15 protein-coding genes are annotated in these 13048 nt (G+C 71.3%); 14 read left to right on the top strand and 1 reads right to left on the bottom strand.

What is annotated here, in order from left to right; all coding sequences use genetic code 11:
* The first annotated feature begins 154 nt into the window (after window positions 1-154).
* The 6 genes from G4Q83_RS16400 (at window position 155) to G4Q83_RS16375 (ending at window position 6690) form a co-directional block, all read left to right on the top strand.
* The gene (locus G4Q83_RS16400) at window positions 155-1591 is read left to right on the top strand and encodes a coniferyl aldehyde dehydrogenase (RefSeq protein ID WP_128419672.1); all 1437 of its coding nucleotides are present in this window, start codon (window positions 155-157) and stop codon (window positions 1589-1591) included.
* A 1022-nt stretch (window positions 1592-2613) separates the two neighbouring features.
* Window positions 2614-3627 carry a glycerophosphodiester phosphodiesterase family protein gene (locus G4Q83_RS16395; protein ID WP_185817445.1) on the top strand — a complete coding sequence of 338 codons (1014 nt, stop codon included), beginning with the start codon at window positions 2614-2616 and terminating at the stop codon, window positions 3625-3627.
* Window positions 3628-3723: 96 nt separating this feature from the next.
* A complete protein-coding gene (locus G4Q83_RS16390) occupies window positions 3724-4602 on the top strand; it encodes a peptidylprolyl isomerase (protein ID WP_128419670.1) in 879 nt (292 codons plus the stop codon).
* A 16-nt stretch (window positions 4603-4618) separates the two neighbouring features.
* The gene (locus G4Q83_RS16385) at window positions 4619-5485 is read left to right on the top strand and encodes a hypothetical protein (protein WP_128419669.1); all 867 of its coding nucleotides are present in this window, start codon (window positions 4619-4621) and stop codon (window positions 5483-5485) included.
* Between the two features lie 87 nt (window positions 5486-5572).
* The gene (xth, locus tag G4Q83_RS16380; protein WP_128419668.1) at window positions 5573-6352 is read left to right on the top strand and encodes an exodeoxyribonuclease III; all 780 of its coding nucleotides are present in this window, start codon (window positions 5573-5575) and stop codon (window positions 6350-6352) included.
* Complete coding sequence (locus G4Q83_RS16375) at window positions 6349-6690, top strand: GFA family protein (protein WP_128419667.1); 342 nt, start codon at window positions 6349-6351, stop codon at window positions 6688-6690. Before xth ends, G4Q83_RS16375 begins: the two co-directional genes overlap by 4 nt.
* 66 nt (window positions 6691-6756) lie before the next feature.
* Here G4Q83_RS16375 and G4Q83_RS16370 read toward each other — a convergent pair whose 3' ends face one another.
* Window positions 6757-7008, bottom strand: coding sequence for a GlsB/YeaQ/YmgE family stress response membrane protein (locus G4Q83_RS16370; protein ID WP_017908994.1), 252 nt, complete (start codon window positions 7006-7008; stop codon window positions 6757-6759).
* A 159-nt stretch (window positions 7009-7167) separates the two neighbouring features.
* Here G4Q83_RS16370 and G4Q83_RS16365 point away from each other — a divergent pair, with 159 nt between their 5' ends.
* From G4Q83_RS16365 to G4Q83_RS16330, 8 genes are all read left to right on the top strand, one after another.
* Window positions 7168-7761 (top strand): 4'-phosphopantetheinyl transferase family protein, encoded by a 594-nt coding sequence (locus G4Q83_RS16365; protein WP_128419687.1) that lies wholly within the window; start codon window positions 7168-7170, stop codon window positions 7759-7761.
* Between the two features lie 179 nt (window positions 7762-7940).
* Window positions 7941-8582 (top strand): 16S rRNA (guanine(527)-N(7))-methyltransferase RsmG, encoded by a 642-nt coding sequence (rsmG, locus tag G4Q83_RS16360; protein WP_128419666.1) that lies wholly within the window; start codon window positions 7941-7943, stop codon window positions 8580-8582.
* Between the two features lie 100 nt (window positions 8583-8682).
* On the top strand, window positions 8683-9483 hold the full coding sequence (locus G4Q83_RS16355) for a ParA family protein (protein ID WP_128419665.1): 801 nt from the start codon (window positions 8683-8685) through the stop codon (window positions 9481-9483).
* On the top strand, window positions 9480-10403 hold the full coding sequence (locus G4Q83_RS16350) for a ParB/RepB/Spo0J family partition protein (protein ID WP_128419664.1): 924 nt from the start codon (window positions 9480-9482) through the stop codon (window positions 10401-10403). The genes G4Q83_RS16355 and G4Q83_RS16350 overlap by 4 nt, the downstream gene beginning before the upstream one ends.
* 119 nt (window positions 10404-10522) lie before the next feature.
* On the top strand, window positions 10523-10882 hold the full coding sequence (locus G4Q83_RS16345; RefSeq protein ID WP_128419663.1) for a hypothetical protein: 360 nt from the start codon (window positions 10523-10525) through the stop codon (window positions 10880-10882).
* Complete coding sequence (locus G4Q83_RS16340) at window positions 10879-11844, top strand: NAD-dependent epimerase/dehydratase family protein (RefSeq protein WP_128419662.1); 966 nt, start codon at window positions 10879-10881, stop codon at window positions 11842-11844. Before G4Q83_RS16345 ends, G4Q83_RS16340 begins: the two co-directional genes overlap by 4 nt.
* Before the next feature lie 108 nt (window positions 11845-11952).
* On the top strand, window positions 11953-12675 hold the full coding sequence (locus G4Q83_RS16335) for a glycosyltransferase (protein ID WP_128419661.1): 723 nt from the start codon (window positions 11953-11955) through the stop codon (window positions 12673-12675).
* Between the two features lies 1 nt (window position 12676).
* Window positions 12677-13018, top strand: a complete 342-nt coding sequence (locus tag G4Q83_RS16330) for a lipid-A-disaccharide synthase N-terminal domain-containing protein (protein ID WP_128419660.1) — start codon at window positions 12677-12679, stop codon at window positions 13016-13018.
* Window positions 13019-13048 lie beyond the last annotated feature (30 nt).

Below are 13048 nucleotides of genomic sequence, written 5' to 3'. Positions count from 1 at the left end.
TTTGCGGGATTGTCGGCGGCACGCATCCCGATGCCGGACGGCGTCGGGGCTGAAGCTCCTGCTGGAGTGCAGCAGGCGCGAGATTCTTCACCTGGGCAACGCGCGTCGTGCGGGACTGGCGTGGCCAGGGATGCCGGCATCGTATAGTGCGCGCATGGGCATTTCCGCTGCTGTTGCCGCTTCCGACGCCACGCCGCCCACCGCGCTGCTGGCCACCCTGGACCGGCTGCGCGCCGCCTGGCAGGCGGCCAAGCCGGAGCGCGCGCAGCGCCGCGGCGACCTGCTGCGCCTGCGCGCGGCGCTGAAGCGGCGCCTGCCGCAGATGGCCGATGCCATCGCCGCCGATTTCGGCCATCGCTCGCGGCACGAATCGCTGCTCGCCGACGGCATGACCGTGCTCGGCGAGATCGATCATCTTTTGCGCCATCTCGAGCGCTGGATGCGGCCGCAGCGGGTTGGCACCGGCTGGCGGCTGTGGCCGGCGCGCGCGGAAGTGCGGCCGGTGCCGGTCGGCGTGGTCGGGGTGATCGCGCCATGGAACTATCCGGTCAACCTGGCGCTGATCCCGCTGGCCACCGCGATCGCCGCCGGCAACCATGTCTATCTGAAGCCGTCCGAGCACACCCCGCGCACCGCGCAGTTCCTGCAGTCGCTGCTGGCCGAGGTGTTCCCGCCGCAGCGCGTGGCGGTGGCGCTGGGCGGCGCCGAGGTCGGCGGCGCCTTCGCCGCGCTGCCACTGGACCATCTGGTGTTCACCGGTTCCACGGCGGTCGGGCGCAAGGTGATGGCCGCCGCCGCGCCGAACCTGACCCCGCTGACCCTGGAACTGGGCGGCAAGTCGCCGGCCATCGTCTGCGCCGACTATCCGCTGCGGCAGGCGGCCGCGCGCCTGGCCGCCGGCAAGTGGTTCAATGCCGGCCAGACCTGCATCGCGCCGGACTACGTGCTGATCGACGCCGGCCGCAGCGCCGCGCTGGTGCAGGCGTTGCGCGCGCAGGTGCTGGCGCGCTACGGCGACTTCGCCGCGGCCGAGGACTACACCCGCATCGTCAACGAAGGCCAGTACCGGCGCCTGCGCGGCTACCTGGACGACGCGCGCGCGCGCGGCCTGGAGGTGGTCGAACTGGCCAGTGTCGCGCCCGACCGCGCCGAGCGCGAACGCCTGATCGTGCCGACCGTGGTGCTGCAGCCCGGCGACGACGCATTGCTGATGCAGGAGGAGATCTTCGGCCCGATCCTACCGTTGCGCAGCTATCACACGCTGGACGAGGCGATCGCGATGGTCAACGGCCGCGACCGGCCGCTGGCGCTGTATCCCTTCAGCCACGACCGCGCCCAGGTGCAGGCGATCCTGCACGCCACCGTCGCCGGCGGCGTCACCGTCAACGACAGCCTGCTGCATTTCGCCGCCAACGCACTGCCGTTTGGCGGCATCGGCCCCAGTGGCATGGGCGCCTACCACGGCCGCGCCGGCTTCGACGCCTTCAGCAAGGCGCTGCCGATCCTGTGGCAGTCGCGCTGGGCCGTCAGCGACTGGCTCAAGCCGCCGTACCGACGTATCCAGTGCATGATCGACTTCCTGCTGCGCTAGAGCTTTTCGACTCGGGTATTTGCAGCCAGCGGAGTCGCTCGCACTAGTGGCATCACTTGGATCGAAAGTGCGCTAGCCGACGATCCGCGGCTTTTCCGCAGGAGCCTGCGCAAAAGATTTCCTGAACGACCGAATGGCTGCCTCTGGCGTTGGACGATGTGCGCCCAGATCACGCGACCGGCTGCCGAGTGGCGCTTGCCGCTTCTACCGCTGCGCGGTCGGTGAAGCGATAGCGAGCGAAGGACTGCGGGAGGCGCCGCGCCAACGCAAGGCCGCACCGGCCGGGATCGCCCGATTCGCCGAACGGGCACGAATCCGGAAAGTCGTGCAGCCCTATCCCACATCGCTTCCGTTGCGACCGATGACGGCCTCGAGTACGACGCCGCTGCACTGAAGGCGGCGTCGATACGGGAGGATCGGGACGACGGCGGCGTCCGGCTGCGCACAGCAGCGATGCTTGCCGGGGCACGCATTCCCATCGCGATCGAAATCGGGTTCGGGGCGCGACCGCACCCAGCCTGGAGGAAATCGACCTGCCAGTTCCGCTCGCCATGCCTGCACCGCACTTGCTCGCCGATCCGCCCGAGACAGTCATCGCCATCGTTCGCCTGGTCTCCAGCCAGCGGGGTTGCTCCTGACGGCACTGCCACCGCATCACCCCACGCGCGATCCGTGCGCGAAACGCGTGCGCAAAGGGCGCCGGCCGCATCGACGCAGCGGGCTGCCGCGGCCAGGTCTTGCGTCGGAAATAATTAATTCATAGTGAGCAATTAGATTCTGCACCTGACGCCACCGCCGATCATGGTCGGCGTCGGCCTCTGCGTGGCCCGTCGCCGCGGCTTGGAGCGCGCACCCAGCGCGTCCGCCGCAGCGTCGACCTGCAGGCGCTCGTACACCCTTGGCGCCACTTTTTCGAACTGGGACAGAGACTAATGAAAACCAACCTGGCGCAACATCCACTGGCTCGCGCCTGCCGCGTGCTGCCGGCACTGGCCGCCCTGGCCACCATGCCGCAACTGGCGCTGGCCTCCTGTGGCGACAACGTCGACACCAAGATGAGCCACATCATGTTCAAGAGCAGCAGCGGCAACACCGTCGTGCTGGCGCATCGCGGCCTGTGGGGCAAGTATTCGGGCATCGGCGACATGCCGGAGAATTCACGCGGCGCGCTGCAGGCGGCCAACGACCAGTGCATGGACGGCGTCGAACTGGACATCAAGATGACCAGCGACGGCGTGCCGGTGGTCCTGCACGACTTTAACCTGGGCCGCACCACCAATGCGTGGACCGCGTTCCGCGGCGGCACCAAGTACAACCCGGCCGACAACACCGGCACCAATCCGGCGGTGAGCACGGTGCCGTGGTCCACGGTGCGGAACCTGTTTCTGCTCACGCCGGACCGCCGCACCACCACCGGCTACCACGTGCCGCGCGTGGACGAGCTGTTCGCGTACTACAAGCAGCACAACCTGAGGACGCCGATGGTGTTCGACATCAAGGACGCCGCGTCGGTGCGCGCGGTGAACCGGGCCGCCGCCGCCGCGTTCTCGGTCGCCGAAGGCAACTACGTCGCGGCCAAGGTCAACGTCACCCTGTATCCGACGCGGGCCGCGTACCGCGCCGATGGCAACGGCATGATCGGTATCCCGGTGTTCACCACCAACATGCTGACCAAGGTCAACGTCGCCAATTCGATCCTGGCCTGGAGTACGGAGCGCAAGTCGATGGAGGTCAACGTCAAGCAGCTCGGCGGTCTGTTGCAGAAAGATGCCGACGCCTTGCACGAAGCCGGGATCCGGGTCGGCGTGTTCCAGGCGATCCCCGACGGCCCCGGCGGCGGACAGTTCTACAACAAGAACGGCTCTTGCTGCTATCGCCTGCCGGATCTGTACTTGTCCTATTCCGGCGGCCGCGACACCGCGGACAACCGTGGCAATCTCGACTACATCGTCAGACAGGAAGCCTTCGATCTGATCACCACCGACGATCCGAAGACGGCGATCGCCTACCTGCACGCGCGCGGCAAGCACGACTGAGCCGCTGCGTTCGACCGGCCTGCCCGTCCGCGCCGGCCGTTTCCGCCGCCGGCGCGCGCTCGCGCCGTCCGCGACACCCATTTCCAGGAGTCGAGCATGTCCCTGTCCATCGCCAAGCGCGGCGCGGTCGTCGCGTGCCTGCTTGCGGCGTGCCATATCGCGGCCGCGTCCGTCGCCGCTGCCGCCGAGCGCACCGGTGCCGATCCGGTGGTGCTGCGTGTCGGCGCCTCGCGCTTCACCGCCAGCGAGTATCGCGCATTGGCCGGCAACGACGCGCCGGCCGCCGTTGGCATCGACGACCCGCAGGCCGTGCGTCGCTTCGCCGACCGCGTGATCCTGCTCGAGCAGGCCAAACTGCAACGGCTGGAGCACGATCCGGCAGTGGCCGCGCGCCTGCGCCAGGCCGCCGACGCGATCCTGGTCGAAGCGGCGATGGCATCGCTGGCCAGCAACGTGGGTATCGACGCGGCGCAGTTGCAACAGCAGTTCAAGGCCCATCCCGGCGACTACGATGAGTACCAGTTGAGTCACATCTTCGTGGCCCTGCATCCGCAGGCCGACGCGCGCCGCGGCCACGACCTGTCCGAGGCGCAGGCGCTGCAGCGCGCCCAAGCGCTGAAGCAGCAACTCGATGCGGGCGCCGATTTCGCGGCGCTGGCGATGCGCGAGTCCGACGACGGCGCCACTGCCGCGGACGGCGGACGGCTTTCTGCCGCGTTCGGTCGCTACCTGGCCGACCCGTTCGTTGCACCGGTGCAGCAGCTGGCGGTGAACCAGGTGTCCGCGCCGGTGCGCGGCGCGGACGGCTACCACCTGATCCGGCTGGACGCCAAGACCCAGGCCCGCTTCGATGCCGTGCGCGGGCAGATCGAGGTGCAGCTGCGCGAACAGGCCGCGGCGCAGGCGCTGCAGCAGTTGCGCCAGACCCATCCGCTGGCCTTCGACCGTGCGGCGTATGCCGCCGCGGCGCACTGAGCGGGGCGGGCGCACGATGGCGCCCGTCCGTCTGCCGACGCGTACGTTGCGCGGCCGCCTGGTCGTGGCCGCCGCGGTGTCGCCGTGCGTGGCGCTGGCCATCGCGCTGCTGCGGCCGCCGGTGCCGGCCGCGGCCGCCGGCGGCATGCCCCCGCGCGCGGAAACCGCGGTCGTGCGAGCGCCGCCACCGCCGCCGCCCGCCGCCGGCGCGTCGCCGCAAACGCGTCCGCCTTCGGCCTGGACGGCGGGCGTGGACGCGCAGCACATGTACGTCATCGCCATGCAGTACGACGCTTGCCGCCAGCGCGCGCAGGCGCCGCCGCCCAGCGCCGTGCTGCCGCCCGGGATCGATGAGATGGACCGGGCGGCGGCCGCGGCGCAACGCGGCGCCGAGCGGCAGCGCCGCGCCGCCTGCGCCGGCATCGGCCGTGCGCAGTACGCGCAGATCGACACGATCCTGCGCAGCGCCGCCGCGCAGGGCGATGCGGATGCGCAGCGCCGCCTGCTGGAGCAGCACGTGCGCAGCGTACTCGACCGCGCCACCGCCGGCCTGCGCCCCGGCGAACGGATCCTGCTGTCGGCAGCCGACGAGCGCGAGGCCGAGACCGTCGTCGCCGATCTGGAAACGTTGGCGCTGCGCGGCGACCGGCCATCGATCGAGGTGTTGGCGCAATTGCTGGAGTCGCCGATCCTGACCATTGCCGATCCGGCCTATGCGGCGGCCTGGCGCCTGGCGGCGCGACAAGCGCCGGGGCAGCCGTTCCCGCCGCTGGAGCGGCTGGCCGGCGGCGACGAACTGCTCGACGGGCTGGACCCCACGCAGCGGCGGCAGGCGCTGGGCCTGGCCCCGGACCTGTACGCGCAATGCTGCGCGCGCCGCTGAGAGGACGATGGCGCGGCCGGGCCGGATTGGCCGTCGTGGCGAGCAGCGGTCAGAATACCGGCCGGCCGCCCCGTCACGGAATTTCCCTTGAAGATCGCCTCCTGGAACGTCAACTCGCTCAACGTGCGCCTGCCGCACCTGCAACAGTGGCTGGCGGCATTCGCGCCGGACGTGGTTGGCATCCAGGAAACCAAGCTGGAAGACCACAAGTTTCCCGATGCCGCGCTGGCCGCGGCCGGCTACCGCAGCGTGTTCGCCGGGCAGAAGACCTACAACGGCGTGGCGATCCTGTCGCGGATGCCGGCCAGCGAGGTGCAGATCGGCGTTCCCGGCCTGGACGACGAACAGAAGCGGGTCATCGCCGCGACCATCGGCGAACTGCGCATCGTCAACCTGTACGTGGTCAACGGCCAGGACGTGGGCACCGACAAGTACGCCTACAAGCTGCGCTGGCTGGAGGCGGTGCACGACTGGCTCGGCGCCGAGCTGCAGCGCCACCCGCGCATGGTGGTGCTGGGCGACTTCAACATCGCCCCGGACGCACGCGACGTGCACGATCCGCTGGTGTGGAGCGACAACCACATCCTGACCTCCAGCGCCGAGCGCGGCGCGCTGCGCCGGCTGCAGACGCTGGGCCTGCACGACGGTTTCCGCTTGCACCACGAGGCCGGCGGCGTCTTCAGCTGGTGGGACTACCGCCAGGCCGGATTCCGCCGCGACCTCGGCCTGCGCATCGACCTGACCCTGGTCTCCGACGCGCTGCAGGCGCGCACGCGCGCCGCGGGCATCGACCGCGCCCCGCGTGGCTGGGATCGCCCCAGCGACCATGCGCCGGCCTGGATCGAGCTGGACCGGGCCGGCGCGTGAGCGAGCGCCATCTGCGCCGCTGCGTCGGCAAGGTCGGCGCCACCGCGATCGCGCCGCTGCAATGGCGCGCCGTGCCGCCCCGGCGCGATCGTCGCCGGGCCGCGCCGCATCCGCGCCAGGGCGCGGACGCGCTGCGCCCTGACGCGTTCAGCACGCACGCCGCGCCGCCCTGTTGCTGCGGCCTATGCGGGGTCCGCACGCACCATCGGCGCCGCGCCGATCCCGGCGAGTACGGCTGCAACGTCGGCTGCCTGGAGGGCATGGACCCGTATGTGCGGGCCATCGCGGCGCCGGTCGACGACGGCGTGCAGCATCCGCCCGACCGTGCCGCGCGGTGAGCGGCGGCGCAAAAGCAAACGCCCGGCGGGCCGGGCGTTTGCGCAAGCGGCGACTGGCGTGTGCGCTCAGCGCGCGCGGCCGCGGGTGAACAGGTTGACGATGGCCAGCAGGATGATGGCGCCGATCAACGAGTACAGGAACGTCCACAGCGTGATCGCCTGGTTGATGCCGCCACCAAACAACCAGCCGGCGATCAACGCGCCGACGATGCCGACGACGATGTTCAGGATGATGCCCTGCTGTGCGTCACGGCGCATGATGATGCTGGCCAGCCAGCCCACGATGCCGCCGACGATCAACCAGATGATGATGCCCATCGCTAAGATTCCTCGCTTCTGCCCGCACCGGGAGCGGTGGGGTGCGGGCCATTTAAGGAGCGCTGCCGTGAAGCGGCCGTGTATCCAGGCGCGCACGGCGCGGCGCGCGGCGCGCTTGGTGGACGCAGCGTGAGCGCGTGCGGCGGGGAAACCCCGCGCATGCAGCGGCCGGATTGGCGCTTCGGCCCGGTCGCGTTGTGGCTGCGCCGGCACCCGCCGCGCACGCCGGGCGAAGCGCAGGCGCGGCGCCTGCTCGCCGCCGAACTGGCCACGCCGGAGGCGCAATTGCCGCTGCGCCGCGACGAACGCGGCCGGCCGTGGCTGCACGCACCGCTGGCGCACGTCGGCACCGGCTGGAGCCACAGCGGCGACTATCTGCTGGTGGCGCTCGGCGCGCACGCGCGGCTGGGCGTGGACATCGAGCGCCAGCGCGCGCGGCCGCGACTGCTGGAACTGGCGCAGCGCTTCTTCCATCCCGACGAGGTCGCCGCGCTGCAGGCGCTGGCGGCGCCGGCACGCGAGGCGCTGTTCTTCCGCCTGTGGTGCGCCAAGGAAGCACTGCTGAAGGCGCACGGCCATGGACTGGCGTTCGGGCTGCACCGGCTGCGCTTCGCCGAGGACGCCGCCGGCGCCCTGCAGCTGGCCTGGTGCGACCCGGCCCTGGGGGCGGCGGCGCGCTGGCGCCTGCACGAATGGCCGGCCGCGCCCGGCTACCGCGCCGCGCTGGCCTGGCATCCACTGGCGCCGGCGTAGCGCGGCCGGGCCGCCACCAATACCGTGCCTTGCAAGAGCGGCTTCGGCAGCGGCCGACATGCCATCCGGACTGCGGGCCTGCCGATGCGCCACGATCGCGAGCGACCGCGCCGGATCGCCGGCCGCGATGATCTCCGTTGCATGGCGGAGACCTTGGCGGCACCTGCGATAATCGGGCGATGAACGACGCCTCTCTTCCCGACTCGGTCCGCGCCAACCTCGACCAGGGCCTGCGCGCGCAGGCCCTGGACGCCGCCGCCCTGGCGCCGCCGCTGCTGGCCTACCTGGCGCTGCTGGCGCGCTGGAACCGCACCTACAACCTCACCGCGGTCCGCGATCCGCATGAGATGGTGACCCGCCACCTGCTCGACTCGCTGGCGATGCAGCCGTTCGTGGCCGAAGGCACGCTCGCCGACCTGGGCACCGGCCCCGGGCTGCCCGGCATCCCGTTGGCGATCGCGCGGCCGCGGCTGCGCGTGACCCTGGTCGAGAGCAACGGCAAGAAGGCGCGCTTCCTCCGCGAGGCGGTGCGCCAGTTGCGCCTGGACAACGCGCGCGTGGCCCAATCGCGCGCCGAGGCGCTGGACGAGCCCGGCGCCTACGACGTGGTGACTGCGCGCGCGCTGGACACGCTGGCCGGCATCGTCGCCGTCGGCGGCCATCTGCTGCGCCCGGGCGGGCGCCTGCTGGCACTGAAGGGGGTGCGGCCGGTCGAGGAGATCGCCGCGCTGCCGCCGGGCTGGGCGGCGCAGGCGGTGCACCGGCTGCAGGTGCCGGGCCTGGGCGCCGACCGCCACCTGGTGGTGGTCGAACGCGGCTGAGCGGGCCGGCACCAACGGCCCGGCGCCGGCGCCGATTTCCGCCGCGGGGGGGTGTGACCGCATAATGCCCCGTCCCACCTATCGCCGACGAGGCTCCCGCATGGCCCGCATCATCGCCATCGCCAACCAGAAGGGCGGCGTCGGCAAGACCACCACGGCGGTCAACCTGGCGGCGGCGCTCGCGCGCCAGCGGCAGCGCGTGCTGCTGGTGGACCTGGATTCGCAGGGCAACGCGACGATGGGCAGCGGCATCGACAAGCGCGAGGTGGCCGCGTCCACCTGCGAGGTGCTGCTGGGCGAAAGCAGCGCCGCGCAGATCCGGGTGACCGCGCCGGAGGGCTTCGACCTGCTGCCCGGCAACATCGACCTGACTGCCGCGGAGATCCAACTGATGGACCAGCCGGCGCGCGAGCAGCGGCTGAAGACCGCGCTGGCGCCGTTGCGCGCGGAGTACGACTTCATCCTGATCGATTGCCCGCCGGCGCTGTCGCTGCTGACCCTGAACGCGCTGACCGCAGCGGATTCGATCATCGTGCCGATGCAGTGCGAGTACTACGCGCTGGAAGGGCTGACCGCGCTGCTGGAGACCATCGACGCGCTGCGCGCCGACCTCAATCCAGCGCTGGAGATCGAGGGCGTGCTGCGCACCATGTTCGACGTGCGCAACAACCTGGCCAACGCGGTGTCGGCGGAACTGACCAACCATTTCGGCGACAAGGTGTTCCGCACCATCGTGCCGCGCAACGTGCGCCTGGCCGAGGCGCCCAGCCACGGCCAGAGCATCGTCGGTTACGACCGCGCCTCGCGCGGCGGCGTCGCCTACCTCGGGCTGGCCGGCGAGATCGTGCGCCGCCGCAACGAGCGCAACAAGGCCGCCCCTGCCGTGGAGACCATCGCATGACCGCCAAGCCGCCCGCTCTCGGAGCGAAGAAGCGCGGCCTGGGCCGCGGCCTGGAAGCCCTGCTGGGCCCCAAGGGCGGTGCGGCGGCGCCGCTGCCGAGCGACGCCGCGCAGCCCAGCGAGCGCCTGCGCCAGTTGCCGATCGGGCAGCTGCAGCCCGGCAAGTACCAGCCGCGCCAGGAAATGGACGAGAGCAAGCTGCAGGAGCTGGCCGAGTCGATCAAGGCGCAGGGCGTGATCCAGCCGATCGTCGCGCGCGAGCTGGAGCCGGGCAGGTTCGAGATCGTCGCCGGCGAACGCCGCTGGCGCGCCTCGCAGCTGGCCGGGCTGGGCGAAGTGCCGGTGGTGGTGCGCGAGCTCGACGACCGCACCGTCATCGCCATGGCGCTGATCGAGAACATCCAGCGCGAGGACCTCAATCCGCTGGAGGAAGCGCAGGCGCTGCAGCGGCTGATCGACGAATTCGCGCTGACCCACGCCGAGGCCGCCGCAGCGGTGGGCCGCTCGCGCGCCTCGGTGTCCAATCTGCTGCGCCTGCTGGAGCTGCCGCCGGCGATCCGCGCGCTGCTCGAGGCCGGACGCCTGGAGATGGGCCATGCGCGCGCACTGCTGACGCTGTCGCCGGAACTGGCCAGCCGCCTGGCTTCCGATGCTGCCGACCAGGGTTGGTCGGTGCGCGAGGTCGAGCACCGCGCGCAACAGTTCGCCGCCGGCAAGGTGCCCAGCAACCGCAGGGCCAAGCCCGGCCGCGTCGTCCCGCAGGCCGACATCGCCTCGCTGGAGACCGAGTTGTCCGAAGCGCTCGGCACCAAGGTTGCCATCGCCCACGGCCGCGGCGGCAAGGGCAAGCTGGTGATCCACTACACCGACCTGGACACGCTCGACGGCGTGCTCGAGCGGCTGCGCGCGCGGCAGGGCTGAGGCCCTGCCTGAGCATCGAGGACCGTCCCGAGGAACCACGGTGCAGACCATGGGAAGCCCGCCCGCTCCGGAACGGAGCGATGCCAGCGGCGATCCGTGGCCGCGAACCGGAGCAATGCATGAGCAACCCGCACGACGCCATCCGCCGCCCCGGCGGGGGCGCGCTCCCGCCGCGCACGCGGAGCAAGGATGTCGCGCCGGCATGCGGCGAGGCCGGCGCCGAACGCATCGGCGCGCGGGTCGCGCAGCGCCTGCGGCCGATATCGGGCCTCTTCCACGCATTCATCGCCGCCACCGCGCCCGCCGAGGTGCCGGCGCTGCCGAGGACCGCGCGCGTCCCCGACCTGCCGCGGCCGCGGCCGCGGCCGCGCATCGCACCCCGCCGTGCCGAGGCGGCGAAGCACGCCGTCGGTCCGTCTCGGAGATTGCGCCTTCTCCGCCACTCTGTTCCCTCGGACGATCCAGGATCGCTGCCATGACCATCCTCGTTACCGGCGCCGCCGGCTTCGTCGGCGCCTACACCTGCCGTGCGCTGGCCGCGCGCGGCGAAGCCGTGGTCGGGCTGGACAACTACAACGACTACTACAACCCGCAGCTCAAGCGCGACCGCGTCGCCGCGCTGTGCCCGCAGCTGGACATCCGCCGGCTCGACCTCACCGACCGCGACGGCCTGACCGCGCTGTTCGACGAGGTCCGGCCCGCGCGCGTGGTGCATCTGGCCGCGCAGGCCGGCGTGCGCCATTCGCTGCAGAACCCCTACGCCTACGTCGACAGCAACCTGGCCGGCTTCGTCAACGTGCTGGAACTGTGCCGGCACCGCGGCGTGCAGCACCTGGCCTATGCGTCCAGCAGCTCGGTGTACGGCGATTCGGCGACTGCGCCGTTCTCCGAGGACCAGCGCATCGACCAGCCGCGCTCGCTGTACGCGGCGACCAAGGCGGCCAACGAGCTGATGGCCTACACCTACGCGCAGTTGTATGGCCTGCGCGCCACCGGCCTGCGCTTCTTCACCGTGTACGGCCCGTGGGGCCGGCCGGACATGGCGCCGCTGCTGTTCAGCCGCGCGGTGCTGGCCGGGCGCCCGATCGAGGTATTCAACCACGGCCGCATGCGCCGCGACTTCACCTTCGTCGCCGACATCGTCGCCGGCCTGCTCGGCGCGCTCGACCACCCCTCGACGGACGCCGTGCCGCACCGCGTGTTCAACCTGGGCAACCACACGCCGGTCGAGCTGGAGCGCTTCATCGGCGTGATCGAGGCCGCCGCCGGCCGCGCCGCCGAGAAGGTATACAAGCCGATGCAGCCAGGCGACATGATCGAGACGATGGCCGATACTGCGCGCGCCCGCGCGGCGTTCGGTTTCGATCCGAGCACGCCGATCGAGGCCGGATTGCCGCAGGTGGTGCAGTGGTGCCGCGCGTACTTCGGTGCCGCGGCCTGACGCTTCAGCCCCGGGTCACCGGCCCAGGGCACAATGCGCGGTCTTTTTGCGCCGTTGCCGGTGTTCCCGCGTCTTCCCCATTGCGTTGCCGTCGAGCCTAGTCGAGCCATGAGCCAGCCCTCCCTTTCCGTCGTCGTCCCGGTGTTCAACGAGCGCGACAACGTGCCGCCGCTGGTGGCCGAGATCGTCGCCGCGCTGCGCGGGGTGATCGACTTCGAGATCGTCTATGTCGACGACCATTCGCGCGACGACACCCTGGCCGTGCTGGAGGGGCTGAAGGCGGGCACCCCGGAGCTGCGGGTGCTGCACCACGTCGCCCAGAGCGGGCAGAGCACCGCGGTGCGCAACGGAGTCAAGGCCGCGCGCGGCGCCTGGATCGCCACCCTCGACGGCGACGGCCAGAACGACCCGGCCGACATCCCCAGGCTGCTCGCCGCGCGTGCGGCCGCCGCCGCGCGGGTCAAGCTGTTCGCCGGCTGGCGCGTGTCGCGGCAGGACTCGGGCAGCAAACGCTGGGCCTCCAAGTGGGCCAACGCGATCCGCATGCGCATGCTGCGCGACGACACCCCCGACACCGGCTGCGGCATCAAGCTGTTCGAGCGCGCCGCGTTCCTGGACCTGCCGTACTTCGACCACATGCACCGCTACCTGCCGGCGCTGATGCAGCGCGCCGGCTGGCAGACCCTGAGCGTCCCGGTGCACCATCGCCATCGCACCGCGGGCGTGTCCAAGTACAACAACCTCAACCGTGCGCTGGTCGGCATCCGCGACCTGCGCGGCGTGGCCTGGCTGATCGCGCGCAGCCGCCGCACCGACGTGCAGGAGCGCTGAGATGGTGGCGCAACTGCTCAACGAACCGATCCAGATGCTCTACTGGACCGGCCTGTACGTCACCGGCTGGAAGCTGATCGGCTATGTCGGCGCACTGATGTTCGGTGGCCGCTGGCTGGTGCAGTTCGTTGCCTCCAAGCGCGCCGGCAAGCCGGTGATCCCGCGCGTGTTTTGGTACATGAGCGTGGTCGGCAGCCTGATGACGCTGAGCTACTTCATGTTCTCGGCCAAGCAGGACTCGGTCGGCGTGCTGCAGAACCTGTTTCCCGCCTTCACCGCCTTCTACAGCCTGTACCTGGACATCAAGCACCGCGGCTGGCACCGCGACCGCGCGTCCCATTGAGAGCGGGCCGGCAGTCGCTAGTGTGGCGTC

The sequence above is a fragment of the Xanthomonas theicola genome (assembly GCF_014236795.1).
Lineage (GTDB): Bacteria > Pseudomonadota > Gammaproteobacteria > Xanthomonadales > Xanthomonadaceae > Xanthomonas_A > Xanthomonas_A theicola.
Note: the sequence above shows the minus strand (reverse complement) of the source record. Positions and strands in the feature narration are given on the sequence as shown.